This window comes from Bariatricus massiliensis (assembly GCF_900086725.1).
GTDB classification, from domain to species: domain Bacteria; phylum Bacillota; class Clostridia; order Lachnospirales; family Lachnospiraceae; genus Allocoprococcus; species Allocoprococcus massiliensis.
In genome coordinates, this window is record NZ_LT574836.1 from 526,692 (window position 1) to 549,016 (window position 22,325).

The window sequence follows — 22,325 nt, forward strand, 5'->3', positions numbered from 1 at the left end:
TATACTTCTATTTAGGTATGCGAAAGTATCCTAATATAGGTAAAACAGGAGCAGGACATATGAAAAGAGTACTTTTAAAGTTAAGTGGAGAAGCACTGGCAGGCGATAAAAAGACAGGTTTTGATGAGGCGACATGTATTGGCGTTGCGCGGCAGGTGAAGGAAATTGCCGACGCTGGCATGCAGGTGGCCGTAGTGACAGGCGGAGGGAATTTCTGGAGAGGAAGAAGCAGCGAGACGATTGACCGGACGAAGGCAGATCAGATCGGGATGCTGGCCACGGTCATGAACTGTATTTATGTGTCTGAGATTTTCCGTCATGTAGGGATGGAGACAGAGGTATTTACCCCGTTTGTCTGTGGCGCGTTTACCAGCCTTTTTTCAAAGGACGCGGCAGTAGAGGCACTGGAAAAAGGGAAGGTTATCTTTTTTGCCGGAGGAACCGGACATCCTTATTTCTCGACTGACACCGGAGCGGTTCTCCGGGCGATAGAGATAGAGGCTGACGCGATGCTGCTGGCGAAGGCAATCGACGGTATCTATGACAGCGATCCGAAGGTGAATCCGCAGGCGAAGAAATATGACGAGATATCGATTCAGGAGATTATTGACAAGAAGCTGATGGCGGTGGATCTCACAGCGTCTATTATGTGTCTGGAGAACAAGATGCCGATGCTTGTGTTCGGATTGAATGAAGAAAATAGTATTGTAGAGACAATGAGCGGAAACTTTACAGGAACAAAGGTCACTGTATAGTGGAAGTCTCAGCAAATAGAGGAGGAAAAAAGTATGAATGAAAGATTGAATGTATATGAGGAGAAGATGCAGAAGACCATCAAAAATCTAGACGGAGAGCTGGCGTCTATCCGTGCCGGACGTGCTAACCCGAATATCCTGAATAAACTGACTGTTGATTATTACGGGACACCTACACCGATTCAGCAGGTGGCGAACATTTCTGTACCGGAGGCGCGTATGATTCAGATTCAGCCTTGGGAGAAAAAGATCATCCGTGATATCGAGAAGGCCATACAGATGTCCGATATCGGAATTAACCCGACCAACGACGGGACAATGATTCGTCTTGTATTTCCGGAGCTTACGGAGGAGCGAAGGAAAGAATTGGTTAAGGATGTAAAGAAGAAGGGGGAAGCTGCTAAGGTAGCTGTCCGCAATATCCGCCGAGACGGCAACGATGCGCTGAAAAAGCTGAAGGGCTCAGAGATATCGGAAGATGATATCAAAGATATGGAAGAGGATCTGCAGAAACTGACTGACAAATACATCAAAGAAGTGGATAAATCCGTAGAAGGAAAATCAAAAGAAGTACTTACTGTATAGTGAGATATAGTGGAGGGGCGGCGAAGTTTCTGACGCCCCCCTTTCGCGTTTCTAATACTTGTAAGTTTTAGAGAGGGAATTACTATGAATGTACCGCAGCATATAGCGATTATTTTGGATGGGAACGGACGCTGGGCTAAAGCAAAGGGGATGCCCAGAAATTATGGCCATGCGCAGGGCAGTAAAAATGTAGAAAAAATTTGTGAGACGGCCTACAAGATGGGGGTCAAATATTTGACAGTCTATGCTTTTTCCACAGAAAATTGGAACCGGCCCCAGAATGAGGTGGATGCTTTGATGGGGCTTCTTAGAAACTATATGAAGACCTGCCTTAAGACAGCGGAGAAGAACCGCATGAAGGTAAGGGTGATTGGGGATAAGACGGGACTTGATGAAGATATAAGAACGAGAATTGAGGAACTTGAGGAAGCGTCCAAGAATAATGACGGTCTTAATTTTCAGATTGCTATCAACTATGGAAGCCGGGATGAGATGATAAGAGCCATGAAAAAGATGGTCAGAGACTGCGAGGCAGGCCTTTTGAGGGAAGAGGATGTCACGGAAGAACGGTTTGAGGCTTATCTGGATACGTGTGGAATCCCGGATCCGGATTTGCTCATCCGCACGAGCGGTGAACAGCGGATATCTAATTATCTTCTCTGGCAGCTTGCTTATACAGAATTCTATTTTACTGATGTTCTGTGGCCTGATTTTTCAAAAAAGGAATTAGAAAAGGCTATTGAGCAATATAATAGCAGAGACAGACGTTACGGAAAGATAAAGGAGGACTAGAACATGTTTAAAACAAGACTTTTGAGCGGAATTCTGCTGGTCATCATTGCATTTGCCACCATTTTCTTTGGCGGGGACGTCCTCTTTGCCACACTGATTATTATCAGCTTAATCGGTATGAGCGAACTTTATAAGGTCATGAAAGTGGAGAAGAAGCTGCCGGGATTTGCCGGTTATCTTGCATGTATCATATACTATTTTCTGCTCCGTTTTCAGAGAAAAGACGATATAATGATGCTGGCCATCTTATTCCTTGTGGTTCTCATGGCTGTTTACGTCTTCTCTTTTCCGGCCTTTAAGTCCGAACAGATAGTCACCGTATTTTTTGGATTTTTTTATGTGGCGGTCATGCTGTCGTATATTTACCAGACTAGGCTTCTTGAGGACGGACTGTTCTTGGTAGGGCTGGTATTCCTCTGCTCTTGGGGATGCGATACTTGCGCCTACTGTGTAGGAGTCCTGTTCGGGAAGCACAAGATGGCGCCGAAGCTGAGTCCGAAGAAATCCATCGAAGGAGGAATAGGAGGACTTGCGGGTGCAGCTCTTTTGGGGGCGCTCTACGCTTTGGCTATCAATAAATGGGGAAATGCAAGTGCCGAGCCTGCATATTATGCGTTGATTTGCTTCGTGGGCGGCATGATTTCCATGGTTGGCGACCTTGCGGCGTCAGCGATCAAGCGCAATCATGAGATAAAGGATTATGGCAAGTTGATACCGGGGCATGGCGGGATATTGGACCGCTTTGACAGTGTAATCTTTACAGCGCCGGTCATCTACTTCTTGGCGGTAGGACTGTTGTAATTGGGAGGAATTATGAAGAAAATAGCAATACTTGGCTCCACGGGCTCCATCGGGACACAGACGCTGGAAGTGGTGCGCGAGAATAAGGATATTAAAGTTACCGGGCTTGCGGCGGGCAGTAATATTGAGCTGCTGGAAGCACAGATTCGGGAGTTTAAGCCTGCGGTCGTGGCTGTATGGTCAGAAGAAAAGGCTGGCGAACTCCGCACCAGAGTCCGCGATACAGATGTCTTGGTGGTAACCGGAATGGACGGACTGATGGAAGTGGCTGTCATGGAGGAATCGGAGATTCTGGTCACTGCCATCGTGGGGATGATAGGAATCCGCCCCACCATTGCAGCTATTGAGGCGGGCAAGGATATCGCGCTGGCGAATAAGGAAACACTGGTGACAGCCGGTCATCTTATCATGCCGCTGGCTAAGAAGCATAATGTGAAGATACTGCCGGTGGACAGTGAGCACAGCGCCATTTTCCAGTCGCTGCAGGGAAGCGGGGAGCGAGAGGTTCACAAAATCCTGCTCACGGCTTCCGGAGGGCCGTTCAGAGGAAGAACGCAGGAGCAGCTTTTGAATGTACGTGTGGAAGACGCGCTGAAGCATCCGAACTGGGCTATGGGAAGGAAGATTACGATTGATTCTTCCACCATGGTAAATAAAGGGTTGGAAGTGATGGAAGCAAAATGGCTTTTTGGGGTAGAAATCGACGATGTGCAGGTGGTGGTACAGCCTCAGAGTGTGATTCACTCAATGGTAGAGTTCGTGGACGGGGCTGTGATTGCCCAGCTTGGAACGCCGGACATGAAACTGCCTATCCAATATGCACTCTATTATCCGGAACGGAGATATCTTCCGGGCGAGAGGCTTGATTTCTGGTCCATCGGGCATCTGGACTTCGAAAAGCCGGATATGGATACATTCTATGGACTTCAACTTGCTTATGAGGCGGGCAGGACGGGCGGCACACAGCCCACTGTTTATAATGCGGCCAATGAGCTGGCAGTAAGCCAGTTCTTGAATAAAGAGATACACTATCTGGAAATCATAGAGATTATAGAAGACTGTATGAAGGCTCATAGACCAATCATGAACCCGACTGTAGAACAGATTCTTGACACAGAAGCAGAGACTTATGAACGAATAAAAAGCAGGAGGTAGTAAATGGGAATCGTACTGGCGATTTTAATATTTAGTTTCATCATATTTTTTCACGAGCTGGGACATTTCTTTCTGGCGAGGAAAAATGGGATTGATGTTGATGAATTTTGGATAGGAATGGGACCGACTATTGTGCATAAGAAGATTGGCAATACCGATTACTGCCTAAAGCTTCTCCCGCTTGGCGGGGCATGCATGATGGGGGAGGACGAGGTGGATGATCTGTCGGCTGGAAGCTTTAACAGTAAATCCCCATGGCGAAGAATATCCGTTATTTTGGCCGGGCCAGTATTCAATTTTATTCTGGCTTTTATATGCTCCATGATATTTATAGGAATTGTGGGAGTGGATAAGGCAGATTTAAGCGGTGTAACTCCAAACAGCCCGGCGGCGGAGGCCGGACTGCAGGAGGGTGACAAAATTGTGAAAATCAACTCCAAGTCTGTCAAGCTGTTCCGCGAAATCACTATGTACAATCAATTTCATCAAGGGGAGACGGTAGAAGTCACGTACGAGAGAGACGGCAGCCAAAACACAGTTAAGTTGACACCGAAGGCCGATGAAAATGGATTTTATAAGTGGGGTGTGACATCTACCGGTTATGAAAAAGGAAATTTGCTTGAGACCATAGCTTACGGAGGGTATGAGGTCAAATACTGGATAGATCTGACCGTAGAAAGTCTGGGACAGCTCATAACCGGAAGGATAGGACTCGATCAGTTGTCCGGTCCGGTGGGCGTGGTCGACGCCGTCGATACGACCTATAAGCAAAGCCGGGAGGGCGGGGCGTTAGTCGTATTTATCAATATGCTCCGCATGGCGATTCTTTTGTCCGCCAACCTCGGTGTCATGAACCTTCTTCCCATACCGGCATTGGACGGGGGAAGACTGGTATTTCTAGTATTGGAACTTATAAGAGGCAAACGTGTTCCGCCGGAAAAAGAAGGGTATGTCCATTTTGCGGGCATGATACTCCTTCTGGGGCTAATGGTGTTTGTCATGTACAATGATATCGTAAGAGTATTTTTTTAGTATGAGGCGGGCAGCAATGCCCGCTTTCCTAGACATGAAGGAGAGGATTATATGCGGGAGCAACTGACAGAAAGTGATATCAGGAAGATAAAGGAAGAAATTGAACACCGCAGGCTGGTAGTCCGGAAGGAGGCCATTGAGGCGGTAAAAGAAGCAAGGGCCCACGGCGACTTGAGCGAAAATTTTGAGTACCACGCGGCCAAGAAGGATAAGAATAAAAATGAGAGCCGCATCCGTTATCTGGAAAGAATGTTAAAGACAGCGGTGGTCGTGTCTGACAAATCCGAGGATGGCGTGGCGGGGCTCAATAATCGGATTACTGTATATTTTCCGGAGGATGACATGGAAGAGACGTACAAGCTGGTGACATCCATCAGAGGGAATTCACTTGGAGGCTATATCAGTACGGAATCGCCTCTTGGTAAGGCCGTATTCGGCCACAGGGAAGGGGAGACCGTACATGTGAAAGTCAGCGAAGACTATAGTTATCCGGTAGTGATACGGAGCATTGAAAATACCAATGATGATGAGACGGACAGAATACGCGGATTCTAATGGCGGGCCATTCTTTTGCCCAGTGTCCGCCAGAAAGCGAAGAGCAGGGCGCTGCCGAGTATGGTGGCCAGAATGTAGGCGGCAATTCCTGCAGCATTACCGATGCGGTGGGCGATATTCTCAAAAAAGACTTGCTCCATCGGATAGGCTGGATTGATGTAGAACATATTAATGTTTCTGAAAGGCGTCACTACAAGATTGATGGCGGTAGCCGTCAGGCAAAAGAAACCGTATAGAAGTACTGTATAAAAAAATCTGAGCCATGGCAGGCGGGGGCCGCGGGAATCCTTTGCAGGCAGATGCAGGCAGAGTAAGGCGGAGCAGATACCGATGGCAATCAAGAGTATATGCCATACATAGGAATGGACTGTCAGCAAGAGAAGTGGATAGCGCATTCCGCTTGTGTCAAAGAAGACGGCAATGCCCCCAAGGAGGCTGAAAGTCATGAGGAAAGTCAGTATGGTATCCTTTGCGGTATTTGACTTTAGAAAAGGGAGTGCGGTCAACAGATACATTGGCAGGCTGCAGAGCTGGAAAGGAAAATGCCACCAGTCATAAACTCCAGCGTTCACAGAAAAGGTCAAGAGTAATTGTTTGCCGATTTCGCTGGCACACAATATAAGACCCAGCATAAAGAAAAATTTCTCATACTTTTTCATTTCCATCTCCTCCTTTTCTCTAAAAAGTGCTATACTGAAAATAATATGATGTCAGGGTCAAAGAGTGTTTTGACCCCAGCATCAATAATATATTCCTGCGGTGGTTACGCTCATTATAGACTGTGGTATAAGGAAAATCAAGGCGGGTTCATTGCGTTCTAAAAAATAAAAGTTACAGGGAGGAATCGGGTATGTTGAATGGGAAAGTAATTTCATTGAGAATATTTGAGAAGAAGGGTTCCACGGGGCGGCGGATGCCGGCCATCCGATTTGCCGACCATGCAGGAATTATCGGAGACGTGCATTATGGAGAGAGAGAGATGCAGGTCAGTATCATGACCAGAGCCACCGAGAACTGGATGCAGGATAAAAAGGGACTATGTTTCCGCAGATTTAAAGCGAATATTGTTTTGGACGGTATAGAGGAAGAATGTCTGGAAGAAGGCAATTTCATTAAAATTGGGGACAGTGTTTTGGAAATCACCGGCTACGAGCAACGCTGTTTTTCAGAGTGCGAGCGTTTTGTAAAGCATATGGAATGCCGTCTGATGAAGGGCTGCTGCTACGCCAAGGTGGTAAAGGACGGGAAAATCCGCAGGGGAGATATGGCGGAAGTGATCGAGGCCAGAGAACAGGCTGATAGTGAAGAACGAAGGATGCTGAGGGAAGCGTCAGCGCTTATCATCGGGGCCGGAAGTATCGGATGTTCCGCGGCCCGCACTTTAGCAGAGTCGGGAGTGGGAGCAATCGGTATCGTGGACAGCGGCATCGTGACAGACACGGACGTCACCGGAATCGGCTTGTTTCAACAGGAGGATATTGGGAAAAATAAAGCAGAATGCCTGTCGGCCCGTCTTATGAGTGAATATACGAACTGTTATGCAGAACCGTGGATTGAGAGCATCACGGAGGATAATGGAGAGCGGCTGATACCTGGATATGGCATTGTCCTCCTTACAGCGAATATGTCGGAGACGAAAGAGGTAGTAAGAAAGATTGCGTACAGGCATCAGGTTCCGCTTGTGGACGATAAAAAAGTCGCGGAATTGATTGGTGCGGCGGAAGCCCAGTATGCGGTAGAATGTCTCTGTGCCCAGACGGAAGGAGAGACAGAGGGGGAAGCGGCTCCAGCGTAAAAATACACCGGAATCTATTGAGATAGATTCCGGTATTTTTTTGCGGGGATACCCGTCTCTTTTTTGAAGACTCTACAGAAATAGTTATAGTCGGAGAAACCACATTCCCCGGCTACTTCAGTAATGGGAACCGTAGTCTCTGACAACAGGCGTTTTGCATGTTCGATGCGCAGAGAATGGACGTATTCAGCAATTCCACACCCCAGATAGGTATTGCACACTTGGTAGAGCTTGCTTTTGCTGATCCCGAATTCATGAGTAATGCGCTCTACACTCAAATCTTCATTAAGATGAGCCGTGAGGAAGGCGCTCATATTGCGGATGAAATTATTCCGCCGCAGAGAAATGGTGTTTTTGAAAATGACATAAAAGGTACAAGCTTCCATAATTTTTGCGGCGGCCGCAATCTGGTCGCTGCTTTTTTGCGGAATCCCGGCGATATATTCGTCTATCTGCGTGGGCGGCATACCGGCGCCACAGAGGGCGGAGGACACTGCCTCGGCAAGCTGAGCTTCCGTGGAATCGTCGGATATCTGCCCGAACATCAGATAACCTATGACCGTATGATTGTAGAGCAGGGGAGCAGACGCTTCTACCAGTCCTGCGTGGCAGTGATAGATGATGAGACTGTTTTTTGCCTTGCAGGCCTCGAAGGACTGCTCATCGCTGAAGCGGCATAATTTTCGAGTCTGGGGATGTGCCTTCATATATTTACAGAAAGTACAATCGCTGGGCGGATAGGCAAGTAGCTCCCGGTAATCGGAATCAAACAATACAATACGGATGCCGGTAAGTATATAGAAATCCCTCATAAGCTTTTCCAGCTCAATCCGGTCAAATTCAAGATTCATAGTATCATCTCCTTTTAACCAGAATAGCATAAAAGTGTAAAAAAGAAAATATTTGTGGAAGTATTTACAGTTTTGCAAACGTTTTTCTCTATCATCTTTATAAAATATAGAGTAGATTAAGAGTAGTATATGATGAAGGAGGGTAATCATGTTAGTGAATTTGAAAGAAATCATGAAGTTAGCTGAAGAACATTCCTATGCGGTGGGCTCCTTTAATACGCCTAATTTTGAGAGTCTGGAGGCGGTAATCGGTGCGGCCGAGGAGTTAGGGCTGCCGGTCATCATCCAGTTCGCCCAGTGCCATGAACATATCACACCGCTTTCCGTTATCGGGCCTATTATGGTGGCGGCGGCAGAAGCGGCGGCTATTCCGGTCTGTGTACATCTGGATCATGGCGAGAGCTTAGAATATTTGCAGAAGGCGCTGGACTTAGGGTTTACCTCTATTATGTATGACGGCTCGGTACTTCCCTATGAAGAAAATCTGCAGAATACAAAGAAAGCGGCGGCCATGGCGGCAAAAACAGGGGCCGGGGTGGAAGCGGAGCTTGGCTCCATGGGAAGGAGAGAGTCCGGTCAGAGTGGTGCAGAGCCTATATCAGACGACACGAAAATTTATACAGACCCAATGCAGGCAGGACGATTTGTAGAAGATTCAGGCATCGATGCGCTGGCCTGTTCTTTTGGGACGACCCATGGCATTTATCTCAGCGAGCCTAAGCTGGACTTTGAAGTGGTGAGGCAGGTGCGCGAGGCGACAGGAGGAATTCCGGTCGTAATGCACGGCGGCTCCGGGGTGACGGAGGAGGATTTCCACAGAGCCATAGAAAAGGGCGTGCGCAAGGTGAATTATTTTACGTATATGGACAAAGCGGGTGGAGCGGCGGCAGCACAATGTCTGGCCGATGCGCAGGAAAAGGAAAAGCCGTTCTTTTTTACGGATGCAGCCATGGCGGCGAGAAAAGCCATGAAGGAAAATGTAAAAGAAGCGATGAAAATGTTCGCGGATGGGAGGGAATAAGATGAATAGAAAGATGACATTTGCACTTTGTTTTTGTAATCGTGGGTTTATGCCGGGAGAATTGATATATGGAGCAAGAGAAGATATGATTCGCGCGGTCACCGAGGCGGGATACGACTACATAGCGATGGACGTGGAGGCGACTAGGTACGGCGGCGTGGAGACCCGGGCCGAGGGCAGGCTCTATGCCCGCTGGCTGAAGGAACATGAGGGTGAGTATGACGGCGTGATATTCTCAATGCCCATTTTTGCGGACGAGAACGGAGCCATAACGGCGCTTCAGGATGCGGGGGTCCCTATTTTGATGCAGGCATATCCCGACGAAATCGGCAAGATGGACTTCGCACACCGAAGAGATGCTTTCTGCGGGAAGTTTTCCGTGACGGATGTATTTACCCAGTACGAGGTGCCCTTTACCGTGCTGAAACCCCATGTGGTTCATCCGCTGTCCGATGATTTCCAGAGTAATCTGAAGGATTTTGCGGCTATTTGCAGAGTCGTGAACGGGATGAAACGGTTTACGGTAGGCTGTATCGGGGCAAGAACCACCGCCTTTAAGACGACGAGATTCGATGAAATCACTTTACAGAAGTATGGAATCACGGTGGAATCTTTCGACTTGTCAGAATTGGTCTACAAGGTAGGACTGCTGGACGATGAGGATGAGAATGTGCAGAGGAAAATTGAGCGGCTGCAAGCTTATACGGATTGTTCCCTTGTACCGGAGAGCAATATGCTGACTCTGGCAAAAATCTCTGTCGTCATTGATGAATATATTGAAGAATATCAACTGGACGCCCTGACGCTCCGCTGTTGGAATGAGATGGAGACTATTCTGCGTGTCTGCCCTTGTGTTCTCCTAAGTGAACTGAATGACAGAGGTATCGCTGCCTCCTGTGAAATCGATATGTGTTCGGCGCTCACTATGCGGGCGATGTCACTGGCGAGTCAAGAGCCGGCGGCTGTGCTGGACTGGAATAATAATTACGGCGAGCAAGAAGACAAAGTCATTCTGTTCCACTGCGGTCCGGTGGCACAGTCACTTATGACGGCAAAGGGGACGGTCACGGAGCACAAGATGTTCGCAAAAGGGGATCCCGGCAGCGGCTGGGGAAGTAACGAAGGCCGAATCAAGGCATTTCCGGCTACTATCTCTAATTGCCAGACGAAGGATGGAAAATTGCTAGTCTATGCAAGTGAGGCGAGATTTACAGACGATGTGATTGAAGACAGTTATTTTGGCTGTGCCGGAGTGGCAGAGATTCCGGATTTGGAAAACAAGCTGCTCCGACTTGCCCGCGGAGGATTCAAGCACCATACTTCAGTGGGAGTAGGGCATATGAAAGAGATACTAAAAGAAGCATTTACCACTTATCTGCACTATGAATGGGTGGATATTGACTGAGCAGGCAGAAGGAGGACACTATGAAAATAGCAGGGCTTGATATAGGAACCACCGGATGCAAGATTACAGTGTTCGAAGGAGGGGAAAAGCTTGACCGTGCATATAAGGAGTATCCAGTCATCCACCAGACCGGGCAGCATGAAATCGATGCATCTGCGGTACTGGACAGTGTGTTCGCGGTTATCAGGGAGGTGTCCGAAAGGCATGGTGATATCGAGGCTGTCGGGGTCACCAGTTTCGGGGAGACTTTCGTTCTGGCGGACGGGGAGGGCAGACCGCTTCATACGGCCATGCTCTACACCGATTCCCGGGGAAGTGAACAATGCCGGGAGCTCACGAAAAAGTTAGGGGCGATGCATCTGGCGGAGACGGCGGGGGTAAAGCCTCATGAGATGTACAGTATCCCGAAAATCATGTGGATGAAGGAGCAGAGGCCGGAGCTGTATCAAAAAGCAAAACATATTTTCCTGATGGAAGATTTGATTGTGTTCGCCCTCACCGGCACGGCCCAGATTGATTATTCGCTGGCGGCCAGAACGATGGGGTTCGACATTCATAAGCTTCGCTGGAGTCAGGAAATCTTTGAGGCTGCCGGAATCGATATGGGGCTCATGTCGAGTCCGGTGCCCACCGGAACTTGTGCAGGCACGCTGACAAAAGCGGCGGCGGAGAAGACCGGGCTGCCGGAGCGCACCATGGTCGTTTCCATAAGCCACGATCAGATTGCGGCGGCCGTGGGGGCAGGGGTGTTCTCTTCGGAGATTGCGGTGGATGGCGCCGGAACCGTAGAATGTATCACCCCGATCTATGACGAGATTCCTGACATGGAGGTGATGGCCAGAGGGAACTATGCGGTGGTTCCATATGTAATACCGGGCAAATACGTCTGTTATGCATTTTCTTATACCGGCGGCGCCTTAATCCAGTGGTGCGTGGACACCATAGCGAAAAAGGAGAAGGAGCAGGCTGCGGAACAAGGAATCTCTGTCCACGAATTGCTGGAGAAGAATTCACAAAGCCCCACAGGACTGCTGGTGCTGCCACATTTCGCCGGGGCGGCCACGCCGTATATGGACGGAGGCTCCAGAGGAGCCGTTCTGGGGCTTACGGCGGAGACCGGGACAGCCGATATCTATAGAGGCTGTATGGAAGGTGTTGTGTACGAGATGATGCTGAATCTGGAATATCTGAAAGATTCCGGTATTCACTTTCACATGCTTCACGCCACCGGGGGAGGCGCACGCTCCGCAGAGTGGATGCAGATGAAGGCAGATATACTGGGAACTGCCGTGACCGCGCTGGACGTGGCCGATGCGGGAACGGTGGGAAGCGCCATGCTTACAGGAACTGCAGTGGGCTGCTTTCGAAATCTGGAGGAGGCCGCCGCATGCATGGTACATAAGCGGAAGGTCTATGAGCCGAGAAAAGAAATGCATGAGAAATATATGGAAATCTTCCAGCGGTATAAACAGGTCTATGGAGCGGTCAGGCCGTTAATGGGAGATTAGAGGGGGAAAAGGAAAAAGCCAGAAGGGGAATCATATCAATATCATGATTTCCGTTTCTGGCTTTTGATTTTCAATAGTATCAAATTCCACGTTTGATAAATTCCTCGCTCTGCCGGATAAATTCCCCCGTGTCGAGCTGGGGGTTGCCTAATGTCTGATGAATGAACAGGCCGTCGGAGAGGAGAAGCAGCAGCCATGCACAGTAGTCAGGAGGGAAGCGGTCGGTTCGCTCTCCGATTTTTTCCGCGATCAAAGCCGAGAACTGAGCGTATCTGTTCAAAAGCTTTTCCCGTATCTTTTCATTGCCAAGCATAGCGTCGTAGAACAGGTGGAGCCTCATTCCGGCGGTGGAGACATCCCGCTCCAGCACATATTTCACCAGACGGTGAATGGAGGTATCTTTGGAGGCGTCCTCAGTCCATGCCAGCAGATCTTGATACTGCTGTTCCAGATATTTGTCCGTAATATCGAACAGAATATCATTTTTCGTCTTATAATGATAATATAATGTACCCTTTGAAATCCCGGCGTACTGTGCAATCTCCGACAGAGATATATCGGAGAGTTTTTTTGTTTTTAGAAGTTCTTCTGTGGATTCTATAATCAAATCTTTTACGTTGTCTTTTCTAGGAGCAGCCATTTCCTATCCTCCATTTGTTATTCATAATTAGTGTACCGCCAATAAGTTATATTGTCAATTTCTGATTTTTTGAGAAAGATAAGCGATTTGATTGACAATTAAAAAATGCTTTGATACTATAAAAACATAGAGTCGGTCGTATGGACGACTATCGGAAAGAAGTGGTGAAATGGACAGAAAAACTTTAGAAAGGAAATTGAACAGGAAGCTTGAGAAGCACTACGGAAGCGCTGTGCAGGCCCGTGTAGAAAAAGAATGTATCCGCATGACTGGGACGCTTGACGATTGGGGAGATATTGTGTCTGCCTGTGCAATGTGCGCGAAAAAGGGAGCACGGCTGCATGTGGTGAACGATATCCTTTTGGAAGGGGCGGAGATTCCGAAGATGCGTCTGCCGCAGGTTCAGGACGAGACATTGGAAGGGGAAAAACCGGATGTACTTATTATCGGCGGCGGTATCTCTGGGGCGAGCATAGCGAGAGAGCTTTCTAAGTGGAAGCTTGACATCCTGCTGGTGGAGAAGGAAGCGGATCTGGCCGTGCAGGCATCCGGCAGAAATGACGGGGAGGTACACCCGGGGGTAGATTTGAATAAAGGCACATTAAAACAGCATTATGTACTGTTGGGGAACCGGATGTTTGGGAAGGTGTGCAGAGAGCTTCAAGTGCCCTTCCAGAGATGCGGGCAATATGTAGGATTTACAAAAAGGTGGATGTATCCGCTTGTGTGGGCTTATGTCTGGCACAGAAAGCACATATGCAAGGTAAAGGACACGGTAATTTTAAGCAGTAAGGAACTTAAGAAAAAGGAAAAGAACCTAAATCCGGATATCCGCTTTGCCATGTATAATCCCAGCGCGGGAAGTGTCTGCCCTTATGGCCTTACCATTGCCTATGGAGAAAATGCAGTACGGAATGGAGCCAAGGTCAGCCTGAATACAGCGGTGCTTGAGATGGAAAGTGCCAACGGAAGAATTAAGAGTGTGCTGACAAACAGGGGACGTATTTACCCACGGCTCGTCGTGAATGCGGCGGGGGTATTTGCGGAGGATGTGGCGGAGATGGCGGGAGACCGTTTTTACTCTATACATCCAAGAAAGGGGACTAATTCTATTCTGGATAAAAAAGCGGGCATGCTGGTCAAGGGAATTGCTTCTATTAAAACGATTCAGAAGAATACGGGGCACACAAAGGGCGGCGGAATCGTACATACGGTTCATGACAACCTGCTCGTAGGGCCGGACGCGATAGAAACTTATGAAAAAGAAAATTTTGCCACTGCGCAAAAGAGTGTGGATGCCGTGTTCGCGAAACAAAAGATGACGGCTGAAAGGCTGTCGGAGCGGGATATTATTACTTATTTTACCGGTGTGCGTCCGGCTACTTTCGAGGAAGATTTTGTCATAGAAAGAGGGCGGAAGGTGAAGAATCTCATTCATTGTGCCGGGATTCAGTCACCGGGGCTTACCACTGCTCCTGCGGTTGCCCTCGATATAGAAAAAATGGCTGTGGAGTATCTGAAAAAAGAAATGCCGGTCGTGCGTAATGAGAAATTCCAGCCGGTGCGCAAAGCTATTCCGGTTCTCCGCGCCATGCCAAAGGAAAAGCGGGACGCCATGATCAAGCAGAATCCAGATTACGGCGTGATTGTCTGCCGCTGTGAGGAAATCAGCAAGGGGGAGATTCTGGACGCCTTGAAGTCTCCCATAGCAGTGCCTACTGTGGATGGAGTCAAGAAGAGGTTACGGCCCGGAATGGGACGTTGTCAGGGAGGTTTTTGTATGCCCCTTGTCATAAATATTATCAGTGATTATCTGAACATTCCACCGGAGGATGTGAGAAAAGGCGGAAGCGAATCGGTCATCACTTACGGAAAGACAAAGGAGGCGAAGTGATGCAGAATCAGTATGAGGTTGTCGTGATAGGCGGAGGCCCTGCCGGGCTTGCGGCGGCGATTCAGGCAGATAAGGAAGGAGCCAAGGTCCTCCTTATCGAGAGGGAGGCCAGACTGGGGGGAATCTTGAAGCAATGCATCCATGATGGGTTCGGACTCATACGGTTCGGTGAAAAGCTTTCCGGGCCGGAATACGTGGAGCGGTATGTGGAAGAGCTCAAGGACAGGCAGATCGCATGTAAAGTTTTGACGTTTGTAACGGAAATCACCAAAGAGAAAGAAGGATTTCTTCTAACTGCCGTGAATAGAGAGGGCGTCAGTGAGTTCGGGGCCAGAACCATTGTGCTGGCTACCGGATGCAGAGAACGGACGGCAAAGCAGGTATCGATACATGGAACAAGGCCTGCAGGGGTATTTACGGCAGGGGCGGCACAGCACCTCGTAAATCTATCCGGTTTGATGCCGGCCAGACGCTGCGTAATCTTAGGGAGCGGCGATATCGGTTTGATAATGGCAAGAAGGCTTACGCTGGAGAGCGCAGAAGTCCTTGGAGTCTATGAAGTAAAGCCGGAGCCGTCCGGCCTTACAAGAAATATCGTACAATGTCTGGAAGACTATCAGATTCCACTTCATTTGTCCTGCACGGTGACGAGAGTGTTCGGCGAGGAGCGTCTCACCGGGGTCGAAGTGATGCGGGTAGATGAAGCGATGCGGCCGATTCCGGGGACGGAAGAACGGATAGACTGCGATGCGTTAATCCTTTCTGTGGGACTGATACCTGAGAATGAGATGGCAGAATCTATAGGAGTGACACTGTACCCGGGGACAAAGGGGCCGGTATGCGATGAAAATTTCATGACAGACGTAGACGGTGTGTTCAGCTGTGGGAATGCGCTCCATGTCAATGACTTGGTAGATTATGTTTCAGAGAGCGGCGAACTTGCCGGGCGCGCGGCGGCGCGTTATACGGCGGGGGAGCAGCCTGAGAAGGTGGAGATAAGGCCCGACGCATCCTTGCAGTACGCCGTGCCCCAGATGATTACGGTGCAGGCAGCAGGAGGAGAAGGAGAGAGCCGGGAGGTCGTACTGTTTTTCCGAAGCAGAGAAACGGTGCGGGATGCAGACTTTGTCATAGAGCTGGACGGAAAGACTGTATTTTCCAAGCATTACGGAGTCTTGCGCCCACCGGAAATGGAGCGGGTGCTTGTGAAACTTGGCGGTCTTGACATCAAGAGCGATTCGAAAATTTCCGTATCGATCAAGAAAAGGGAGGCGCGGTGAGATGAAAGAACTGACTTGCATTGTATGTCCCAACGGATGCACGCTTCAGGTAGAAAAAAATGGAGAAGAATGGAAAGTGACGGGCGGACGGTGCAGACGGGGAGAGGCATTTGCGATTGCGGAGATGACCAATCCCGTTCGAACAATCTGTACAACGGTGGCCACTTCCTTCAAGGATGTGCCCGTGCTTCCGGTACGTGTCTCCGGGGATATTCCGAAGAAGCGTATTTTTGATGTGATGGAGGAAATCAATAAAGTGAAAGTGACGGAACGGCTTGGAAGAGGGGCCGTCGTGATAGAGAATGTGCTCGGACTTGGTGTCGATGTGATTGTGACAAGCGGCATATTGGCGGAGCAGGGCCAGATATAGTAGAGAAAAGGAGAGGATGAACATGAGTAAGCCATATAAAGAGTTTGAACCAAAATGGGTGAAGGAGGCGGCGCCGAAGGACAGTTACCGCTCTATTTTCCGCTGGGGAGACCCGGATTTCGTGAAATACCCGAAGGAATCTCTCTACAAAATGATGAAAGAGGAATTTAATATGACAGATGAGGATTTCCGGCAGTATGACGGGGATATCGGGATGGATAAGGTGGAGCTTAACGCGCCCTGCAATCTGGCGGAGGAACATCTGGAGGCATTCCGCAAAATCGTGGGGGAAAAATATGTGACTACGGACGATTATCCCCGCCTTGCGGTGGCCTACGGAAAAACAGGTTATGACGCACTTCGCCTGCGGGCGAAGAGGGTGGACTGCCTGCCGGATGTAGTCATCTATCCGGGCACGACGAAAGAGGTGGAGGAGATTGTGGCCTATGTGAGTGAACACAAGATTCCACTTTATGTATATGGAGGAGGGAGCAGCGTTACCCGTGGAGTAGAGCCCACGAAAGGCGGCGTTTCTCTGGATATGCGCAAACGTTTCCAGAAGGTGGTTTCTTTCAATGAGACGGACCAGACGATTACTGTGCAGAGTGGAATGTCGGGGCCAAGACTTGAAAAAGCGCTGAATCATGCGCCGGAGCTTTTCGGGGCGAAGAGACGTTATACGTGCGGCCATTTCCCACAGTCTTTTGAGTACAGCAGTGTGGGAGGCTGGGTCGTGACAAGAGGAGCGGGGCAGAACAGTACTTATTACGGATGTATCACGGACATCGTTATGGGGCAGAAATATGCCACGCCAATCGGAAATATACAGACGAGCTGCTATCCGAGGGAGGCGACCGGGCCGAACTTGAACCAGCTCATGATGGGCGGGGAAGGCGCGTTTGGTGTTTTGACGGAGGTGACTTTAAAAGTATTCCGCTACATGCCTGAGAATAGGGAGCGCTTCTCCTATATTTTCAAGAGCTGGAAGGCGGCAAGAGAGGCAGCGCGGGAAATGATGCAGTGCGAAGCCGGATTTTCTTCGGTATTCCGCCTGTCAGACCCGGAGGAGACGAATCTGATGCTGCGCCTCTACAACGTGGATGAGACCCCTCTTTGGAATCTGTTGCCCATGCGTGGATACGAGGATATGAAACGCTGCCTTTTCCTCGGGTTTACCGACGGGGAAAAAGGGTTTTCTAAGAACGTGGCAGACAATATCAAAAAGATTGCCAAAAAGTACGGAGGGATGAGCCTGACTTCCTTTGTCACAAAGAGCTGGGAGAAGGGAAGGTTCAATGACCCCTATCTTCGGGATACGCTGCTGGATTTTGGCATCATGACGGATACACTGGAATGTACGGTAAACTGGTCCAATATGGCGAAGGTGCACAGGGAAGTGCGGAAGGTATGCCATGCGCTTCCGAACACGATTGTCACCACGCATATGTCCCATTGTTATCCGCAGGGAGCTAATCTGTATTTTATCTTCATCACGAGGATGAATGATGCGGAGAAATTTAAAGAATACCACAGTACTATATTGGATGCTATCCAAAAATCAGGAGCGGCCATGAGCCACCATCACGGAATCGGCAAGATGTTCGCGCCTTGGCTGGAAGGACAGCTTGGAAGAAAGGAATACGGAGTATTTAAGGCATTGAAGGAATACTTTGATCCGGATAATATCATGAATCCGGGCGGCACGCTGGGCCTTGATTTGAAGGAAGAAGAAAAACGGTTCCTGCGGGAGGATATTCAGTAGGAGAAGGGAGGCAGTGGTGAAGGAAGAGCGTATTGTACTTACTTTTGATGTGGGGACGCAAAGCTCCCGTGCGATGCTGGTTACCCAGAGCGGGGATATTCTTGGAAAAGCCCAGAAAAAGCATGAGCCTCCATATTATTCTGTAGAGCCGGGGTTCGCGGAACAGAAGGCAGATTTTTATTATGAACATATTTGTCAGGCTTCTTTGGAATTGAAAAAAATCTGTGCGGATAAATGGGATAAGATTGAGGCTGTCACACTCACGACCATACGAGATACGACAGTCTGTGTGGATGAAAAGGGAACGCCCCTGCGTCCGGCTGTCTTATGGCTGGATAAACGCAGGGCGGAGGGCAGGCCTGCCATGTCCCAGATTACAAGGCTGATGTTCAAAGCGGTGGGTATGGAAGAAACGGCAAATCTACAGTATCAGAAATCTCATTGTAATTGGATCATGCAGAATGAGCCGGAAATCTGGAAGAACTGTTATAAGTTCCTGTTCCTCAGCGGGTATCTTACCTTTAAACTGACCGGCCATATGAAAGACGCGGCGGCCTGCCTTGTGGGACATCTTCCTATCGATGCCCAGAGCCGGGGATGGCAGAAGAAAGGCGCTTTGACACGGCCCGTATTTGACGTGGAGGCAGAAAAGCTGTGTGAGGTGGCAGAGAGCGGGGAGATACTGGGAAAAATTACGGCACAGGCAGCGGAGGACACAGGGCTGCCGGAGGGGCTTCCTCTTATAGCCTCCGGTTCCGATAAGGCCTGCGAGATATTGGGGCTGGGCTGTGATGAAAAGGAGAAGGCGGCCGTCGGTTTCGGGACTACGGCAACGATTACCTTTACTATGAACCGCTATCTGGAGCCGGAGCGTTTTATCCCACCCTATATCTCTATTATTCCCGGATGCTTTAGTCCTGAGATCGAAATCTTCCGGGGCTATTGGCTGATTTCCTGGTTCAAGAAGGAATTTGCGGAAAAGGAAGTAAAACAGGCGAAGGAGCTCGGCGTTTCTGCGGAGGAGCTTTTGAATGAACGTCTGAAAGAAATTCCCGCGGGGTGCGAGGGCCTGTTGTTCCAGCCCTACTTTACTCCGAATGTGACGATGCCTTCTGCGAGAGGGGCAATGATAGGGTTTTCGGACCAGCATACAAGAATCCATATTTACAGAGCGATTATTGAGGGGATTAATTTTGCGCTGCTGGACGGGATGCGTTTGATGGAGAAACGCTCCGGACATAAGTTTAAGGAAATTTATGTCGGGGGAGGCGGCTCCAGAAGCAGTGAAATATGCCAGATTACGGCTGATATGTTCGGGCTTCCGGTCATCAGGACGCAAACTTATGAAGTGGCCGGAATCGGAAGCGCTATGACGGCGTTTGTAGGGCTTGGAGTATTTGCGGATTATGAAGAGGCTGTGGGGAGCATGGTAAAAAGAAAGGACGTCTTCCAGCCAAACGAGGGACAGCACCAGATATATGAAGAGCTGTATCAAGAGGTGTTTAAGAATATTTATGGAAGGCTTGCACCTCTTTATGAAAAGTTGAATGGGATATACAAAAAGAAGACAGAAATAGAAAGTATGTAGAGCAGTTGCGGGGGACCGCAGCTGCTTTTGTGTATGGAAGCAATCATCCTATACACAGATATATTTAATCATCTGCACCGTGCGTACAATAAAATCATACCCGTTTTTGATAAATCCGTTCAATGACGTTTATCAGCGAATACAACCCCATTGCTATGATGCAGAGGATGCAGATGGACATCAGAAGCCAGTCAAGTTTGAATACTTGGCTGCCGTATATTATCATGTAGCCCAGACCTTCCCGCCCGCCGATGAATTCACCGATGACGACGCCTACCAGACATAGGCCGATATTGACTTTCATTGTACTGATAATAGAGGGAATACTGCTCGGTATGACTACTTTGGTGAGGGCGTGGAAGCGGTTGCCGTGGAGCGTATAAATCAAGGTGATTTTTTCCGGGTCCACCGTGGTGAAGCTGGAGTACAGGTTCAAAATACTGCCGAAGATGGCGACAGACATACCGGCCACGATGATGGTCGTTTTATTTGCCCCGAGCCATACGATAAGGAGTGGCGCCAGCGCGGACTTCGGAAGACTGTTGAGGACCACCAGATAAGGGTCCATAATCTCCGAGAGACGTTCCGAGAACCAGAGAAGCACTGCCGCCAGAATGCTGAATACGATGACAAGGATAAAACTGACTAATGTCTCATACAGTGTAACGCCTACATGCAGGAAAATACTTTTATCCAGAACCATTCCCCAGAAACAAAGGGCTATCCGGGAAGGGCTGCTGAAGATAAAAGAATCAATCATTCCCACATTGGCTGCGAATTCCCACAAAAATAAAAAACTAAGGAGAATAGCGATACGTGAAACCCGCACAATCCTTTTATGCCTTCGATGCTGGTTTAAGTAATGCTGCTGGCCTTGTGAAAGTTCATTCATTTGGATTCAACTCCTTCCAGATTAAATTGAAATAGGTCTTAAATTCCGGGGCATTTCTCCGTTTCAGAGGAGAAGTCTCTTTAGAATCAAAGGTGACATCTACTGTCTGGCAGATAGTAGCCGGCCGGTCACTGAGTACAATGATTCTGTCGGCAAGGCTGATGGCCTCGGAGAGGTCGTGAGTAACCAGAATCGCGGTTTTCTTTTCCTTGCGGATAATCTGACCGATATCGTCGCCCACATTCAAGCGGGTCTGATAATCGAGTGCGGAGAAGGGTTCATCCAAAAGTAAAATATCCGGCTCCAGCACCAGAGTACGGATGAGCGCCGCTCTCTGCCGCATGCCGCCGGAAAGCTCGGATGGCTTGGCGTTTGCGAATTGATCTAAACCATAGATGTCTAAAAGTTCCCGTGCCTTGGCTTTCGCTTTGGCAGTCATCATGTGCTGAATCTCCAGACCCAGCAGAACGTTGTGGTAGACCGTGCGCCATTCCAGAAGCTCATCTTTCTGGAGCATGTAACCGATGTTTGTGGCGCTGTCCCGCAAGTATTTTCCATTTAGTTTAATCAGTCCTTTTTCCGGCTCCAGAAGTCCGGCAATCAGATGCAGCAGAGTGGATTTTCCGCAGCCGGAGGGACCGACGATGGCGATGAACTCCCCTTCTTTAATTCCGAAGGAAATGTGTTCCAGAGCTTTTGTCTCACCTTCCATGTTATGGTAGGCGTAGTTGATGTCTTTGAGTTCCAATATATAGTCCATAGCAATCCTCCAGTTACGCATGATATGGGAAAAGGTTATACATCATTTTATGAAGGGAAGGGGCAAAGCGTGCCTGCATTATTTTTCAAAAAGCAGTTAATAATGGCTGTAAAGTATGATATTATAATGGAAAAGTAAAACCGGTTCTACAGTAGAAAAAGAGGGACGAAGATGAACAAACGAAATTACCAGCGTGAGCTGGAACATATCATAGAGAAGCTTAGGCGTGAGGACAGAGTCCCAAGACTTCTGCTCCACAGCTGCTGCGCTCCCTGCAGCAGTTATGTTCTGGAGTATTTATCGGAATATTTTGAGATTACGGTATTTTATTATAATCCTAATATTTACCCGGAAGCAGAGTATGAAAAGCGTGTGGAAGAGCAGCGGAAGCTGACGGAAACGCTTCCGGCAAAGTATCCGATCACCTTTTTGCAGGGGAGTTATGATAAGGAAAGATTTTATGAAGTCGCAAAGGGATATGAAAAAGAGAGAGAAGGCGGCGAGCGGTGTTTCCGGTGTTATGAGTTGAGGCTCCGGGAGGCGGCCGAGGCTGCGAGGGAAGGTGGGTTCGACTATTTCACTACAACTTTAAGTATCAGCCCGCTTAAGAATGCTGAAAAGCTTAATCTGATCGGCGAGAAGCTGGGGGAAGAGTGGGGAGTACCTTACCTGCCTTCCGACTTCAAGAAGAAAAACGGGTACAAGCGCTCCACGGAGTTGTCGAAGGAATATGGACTGTACCGTCAGGATTACTGCGGCTGTGTCTATTCTCGCCAAGAGCGTCTGGCTGGGAAGGAATCTGTGGGAGAACAGGGAAAAATATCGAGGTAGAACTTTACACAGAAGGACAGTCTGTGGTACACTAAAGCACGAAAACATACAGA

The 22,325-nt window shown here is 48.8% G+C and carries 22 protein-coding genes; 17 read left to right on the forward strand and 5 right to left on the reverse strand.

Annotated features, from left to right (window positions below; genetic code table 11):
- Positions 1 to 59: 59 nt before the first annotated feature.
- The 7 genes from pyrH (at position 60) to BN6465_RS04115 (ending at position 5,675) form a co-directional block, all read left to right on the forward strand.
- Complete coding sequence (gene pyrH, locus BN6465_RS04085) at positions 60 to 755, forward strand: UMP kinase (RefSeq protein ID WP_066731930.1); 696 nt, start codon at positions 60 to 62, stop codon at positions 753 to 755.
- 33 nt (positions 756 to 788) lie between these two features.
- Entirely contained in the window at positions 789 to 1,340 is a 552-nt protein-coding gene (gene frr / locus BN6465_RS04090; protein WP_066731931.1) for a ribosome recycling factor, read from the forward strand.
- Positions 1,341 to 1,424: 84 nt separating this feature from the next.
- Positions 1,425 to 2,132: an isoprenyl transferase gene (locus BN6465_RS04095; RefSeq protein WP_066731932.1), complete on the forward strand. Its 708-nt coding sequence runs from the start codon at positions 1,425 to 1,427 to the stop codon at positions 2,130 to 2,132.
- 3 nt (positions 2,133 to 2,135) lie between these two features.
- The gene (locus BN6465_RS04100; protein ID WP_066731934.1) at positions 2,136 to 2,933 is read left to right on the forward strand and encodes a phosphatidate cytidylyltransferase; all 798 of its coding nucleotides are present in this window, start codon (positions 2,136 to 2,138) and stop codon (positions 2,931 to 2,933) included.
- A gap of 12 nt (positions 2,934 to 2,945) precedes the next feature.
- Positions 2,946 to 4,088 carry a 1-deoxy-D-xylulose-5-phosphate reductoisomerase gene (gene dxr, locus BN6465_RS04105; protein WP_066731935.1) on the forward strand — a complete coding sequence of 381 codons (1,143 nt, stop codon included), beginning with the start codon at positions 2,946 to 2,948 and terminating at the stop codon, positions 4,086 to 4,088.
- 3 nt (positions 4,089 to 4,091) lie between these two features.
- Entirely contained in the window at positions 4,092 to 5,120 is a 1,029-nt protein-coding gene (gene rseP / locus BN6465_RS04110) for an RIP metalloprotease RseP (protein ID WP_066731936.1), read from the forward strand.
- Positions 5,121 to 5,171: 51 nt separating this feature from the next.
- On the forward strand, positions 5,172 to 5,675 hold the full coding sequence (locus BN6465_RS04115; RefSeq protein WP_066731937.1) for a GreA/GreB family elongation factor: 504 nt from the start codon (positions 5,172 to 5,174) through the stop codon (positions 5,673 to 5,675).
- On the opposite strand, the gene BN6465_RS04120 is transcribed toward BN6465_RS04115, so the two are convergent.
- The gene (locus BN6465_RS04120; RefSeq protein WP_456297797.1) at positions 5,672 to 6,379 is read right to left on the reverse strand and encodes a TMEM164 family acyltransferase; all 708 of its coding nucleotides are present in this window, start codon (positions 6,377 to 6,379) and stop codon (positions 5,672 to 5,674) included. The two genes, BN6465_RS04115 and BN6465_RS04120, sit on opposite strands and share 4 nt — an antisense overlap.
- Positions 6,380 to 6,525: 146 nt before the next feature.
- Between BN6465_RS04120 and BN6465_RS04125 the strand changes: the two genes are divergently transcribed.
- Positions 6,526 to 7,470 (forward strand): ThiF family adenylyltransferase, encoded by a 945-nt coding sequence (locus BN6465_RS04125; protein ID WP_066731939.1) that lies wholly within the window; start codon positions 6,526 to 6,528, stop codon positions 7,468 to 7,470.
- Between the two features lie 14 nt (positions 7,471 to 7,484).
- On the opposite strand, the gene BN6465_RS04130 is transcribed toward BN6465_RS04125, so the two are convergent.
- Entirely contained in the window at positions 7,485 to 8,321 is an 837-nt protein-coding gene (locus tag BN6465_RS04130; protein WP_066731940.1) for a PocR ligand-binding domain-containing protein, read from the reverse strand.
- A 148-nt stretch (positions 8,322 to 8,469) separates the two neighbouring features.
- On the opposite strand from BN6465_RS04130, the gene BN6465_RS04135 reads away from it, so the two are divergent.
- From BN6465_RS04135 to BN6465_RS04145, 3 genes are read left to right on the forward strand one after another with little or no spacing between them, the layout of a single operon-like run.
- Positions 8,470 to 9,342: a class II fructose-bisphosphate aldolase gene (locus BN6465_RS04135; RefSeq protein ID WP_066731941.1), complete on the forward strand. Its 873-nt coding sequence runs from the start codon at positions 8,470 to 8,472 to the stop codon at positions 9,340 to 9,342.
- A 1-nt stretch (position 9,343) separates the two neighbouring features.
- Positions 9,344 to 10,747 (forward strand): L-fucose/L-arabinose isomerase family protein, encoded by a 1,404-nt coding sequence (locus tag BN6465_RS04140; protein WP_066731942.1) that lies wholly within the window; start codon positions 9,344 to 9,346, stop codon positions 10,745 to 10,747.
- A 20-nt stretch (positions 10,748 to 10,767) separates the two neighbouring features.
- Positions 10,768 to 12,255: an FGGY-family carbohydrate kinase gene (locus tag BN6465_RS04145; RefSeq protein WP_066731943.1), complete on the forward strand. Its 1,488-nt coding sequence runs from the start codon at positions 10,768 to 10,770 to the stop codon at positions 12,253 to 12,255.
- A 79-nt stretch (positions 12,256 to 12,334) separates the two neighbouring features.
- On the opposite strand, the gene BN6465_RS04150 is transcribed toward BN6465_RS04145, so the two are convergent.
- On the reverse strand, positions 12,335 to 12,895 hold the full coding sequence (locus BN6465_RS04150) for a TetR/AcrR family transcriptional regulator (RefSeq protein WP_066731945.1): 561 nt from the start codon (positions 12,893 to 12,895) through the stop codon (positions 12,335 to 12,337).
- Between the two features lie 169 nt (positions 12,896 to 13,064).
- Between BN6465_RS04150 and BN6465_RS04155 the strand changes: the two genes are divergently transcribed.
- Genes BN6465_RS04155 through BN6465_RS04175 form a run of 5 tightly spaced genes read left to right on the forward strand, consistent with a single transcriptional unit; the run spans position 13,065 to position 19,789 of the window.
- Positions 13,065 to 14,789 carry an NAD(P)/FAD-dependent oxidoreductase gene (locus tag BN6465_RS04155; RefSeq protein WP_066731947.1) on the forward strand — a complete coding sequence of 575 codons (1,725 nt, stop codon included), beginning with the start codon at positions 13,065 to 13,067 and terminating at the stop codon, positions 14,787 to 14,789.
- Positions 14,789 to 16,069 carry an NAD(P)/FAD-dependent oxidoreductase gene (locus BN6465_RS04160; RefSeq protein WP_066731948.1) on the forward strand — a complete coding sequence of 427 codons (1,281 nt, stop codon included), beginning with the start codon at positions 14,789 to 14,791 and terminating at the stop codon, positions 16,067 to 16,069. The genes BN6465_RS04155 and BN6465_RS04160 overlap by 1 nt, the downstream gene beginning before the upstream one ends.
- 1 nt (position 16,070) lies before the next feature.
- The gene (locus BN6465_RS04165; RefSeq protein ID WP_066731950.1) at positions 16,071 to 16,439 is read left to right on the forward strand and encodes a DUF1667 domain-containing protein; all 369 of its coding nucleotides are present in this window, start codon (positions 16,071 to 16,073) and stop codon (positions 16,437 to 16,439) included.
- Between the two features lie 22 nt (positions 16,440 to 16,461).
- Positions 16,462 to 18,201 (forward strand): FAD-binding oxidoreductase, encoded by a 1,740-nt coding sequence (locus BN6465_RS04170; RefSeq protein WP_154670183.1) that lies wholly within the window; start codon positions 16,462 to 16,464, stop codon positions 18,199 to 18,201.
- 13 nt (positions 18,202 to 18,214) lie between these two features.
- Positions 18,215 to 19,789: an FGGY-family carbohydrate kinase gene (locus BN6465_RS04175; RefSeq protein ID WP_227183211.1), complete on the forward strand. Its 1,575-nt coding sequence runs from the start codon at positions 18,215 to 18,217 to the stop codon at positions 19,787 to 19,789.
- A 94-nt stretch (positions 19,790 to 19,883) separates the two neighbouring features.
- Here the strand turns inward: BN6465_RS04175 and BN6465_RS04180 are convergent, their stop codons facing one another.
- Positions 19,884 to 20,681, reverse strand: coding sequence for an ABC transporter permease (locus BN6465_RS04180; protein WP_066731957.1), 798 nt, complete (start codon positions 20,679 to 20,681; stop codon positions 19,884 to 19,886).
- Positions 20,674 to 21,441 (reverse strand): ABC transporter ATP-binding protein, encoded by a 768-nt coding sequence (locus BN6465_RS04185; RefSeq protein ID WP_066731958.1) that lies wholly within the window; start codon positions 21,439 to 21,441, stop codon positions 20,674 to 20,676. The genes BN6465_RS04180 and BN6465_RS04185 overlap by 8 nt, the downstream gene beginning before the upstream one ends.
- A gap of 171 nt (positions 21,442 to 21,612) precedes the next feature.
- Between BN6465_RS04185 and BN6465_RS04190 the strand changes: the two genes are divergently transcribed.
- A complete protein-coding gene (locus tag BN6465_RS04190; protein ID WP_066731964.1) occupies positions 21,613 to 22,272 on the forward strand; it encodes an epoxyqueuosine reductase QueH in 660 nt (219 codons plus the stop codon).
- Positions 22,273 to 22,325: the final 53 nt, after the last annotated feature.

What these genes read in the sequence shown, in the direction of transcription:
- BN6465_RS04140 (WP_066731942.1), top strand. Translation starts at nt 9,344, where the DNA reads ATGAATAGAAAGATGACATTTGCACTTTGTTTTTGTAATCGTGGGTTT.
- BN6465_RS04130 (WP_066731940.1), bottom strand. Translation starts at nt 8,321, where the DNA reads ATGAATCTTGAATTTGACCGGATTGAGCTGGAAAAGCTTATGAGGGAT.
- BN6465_RS04150 (WP_066731945.1), bottom strand. Translation starts at nt 12,895, where the DNA reads ATGGCTGCTCCTAGAAAAGACAACGTAAAAGATTTGATTATAGAATCC.
- dxr (WP_066731935.1), top strand. Translation starts at nt 2,946, where the DNA reads ATGAAGAAAATAGCAATACTTGGCTCCACGGGCTCCATCGGGACACAG.
- BN6465_RS04185 (WP_066731958.1), bottom strand. Translation starts at nt 21,441, where the DNA reads ATGGACTATATATTGGAACTCAAAGACATCAACTACGCCTACCATAAC.
- BN6465_RS04170 (WP_154670183.1), top strand. Translation starts at nt 16,462, where the DNA reads ATGAGTAAGCCATATAAAGAGTTTGAACCAAAATGGGTGAAGGAGGCG.
- BN6465_RS04100 (WP_066731934.1), top strand. Translation starts at nt 2,136, where the DNA reads ATGTTTAAAACAAGACTTTTGAGCGGAATTCTGCTGGTCATCATTGCA.
- BN6465_RS04095 (WP_066731932.1), top strand. Translation starts at nt 1,425, where the DNA reads ATGAATGTACCGCAGCATATAGCGATTATTTTGGATGGGAACGGACGC.
- BN6465_RS04180 (WP_066731957.1), bottom strand. Translation starts at nt 20,681, where the DNA reads ATGAATGAACTTTCACAAGGCCAGCAGCATTACTTAAACCAGCATCGA.
- pyrH (WP_066731930.1), top strand. Translation starts at nt 60, where the DNA reads ATGAAAAGAGTACTTTTAAAGTTAAGTGGAGAAGCACTGGCAGGCGAT.
- BN6465_RS04190 (WP_066731964.1), top strand. Translation starts at nt 21,613, where the DNA reads ATGAACAAACGAAATTACCAGCGTGAGCTGGAACATATCATAGAGAAG.
- BN6465_RS04165 (WP_066731950.1), top strand. Translation starts at nt 16,071, where the DNA reads ATGAAAGAACTGACTTGCATTGTATGTCCCAACGGATGCACGCTTCAG.
- rseP (WP_066731936.1), top strand. Translation starts at nt 4,092, where the DNA reads ATGGGAATCGTACTGGCGATTTTAATATTTAGTTTCATCATATTTTTT.
- BN6465_RS04115 (WP_066731937.1), top strand. Translation starts at nt 5,172, where the DNA reads ATGCGGGAGCAACTGACAGAAAGTGATATCAGGAAGATAAAGGAAGAA.
- frr (WP_066731931.1), top strand. Translation starts at nt 789, where the DNA reads ATGAATGAAAGATTGAATGTATATGAGGAGAAGATGCAGAAGACCATC.
- BN6465_RS04160 (WP_066731948.1), top strand. Translation starts at nt 14,789, where the DNA reads ATGCAGAATCAGTATGAGGTTGTCGTGATAGGCGGAGGCCCTGCCGGG.
- BN6465_RS04145 (WP_066731943.1), top strand. Translation starts at nt 10,768, where the DNA reads ATGAAAATAGCAGGGCTTGATATAGGAACCACCGGATGCAAGATTACA.
- BN6465_RS04125 (WP_066731939.1), top strand. Translation starts at nt 6,526, where the DNA reads ATGTTGAATGGGAAAGTAATTTCATTGAGAATATTTGAGAAGAAGGGT.
- BN6465_RS04135 (WP_066731941.1), top strand. Translation starts at nt 8,470, where the DNA reads ATGTTAGTGAATTTGAAAGAAATCATGAAGTTAGCTGAAGAACATTCC.
- BN6465_RS04155 (WP_066731947.1), top strand. Translation starts at nt 13,065, where the DNA reads ATGGACAGAAAAACTTTAGAAAGGAAATTGAACAGGAAGCTTGAGAAG.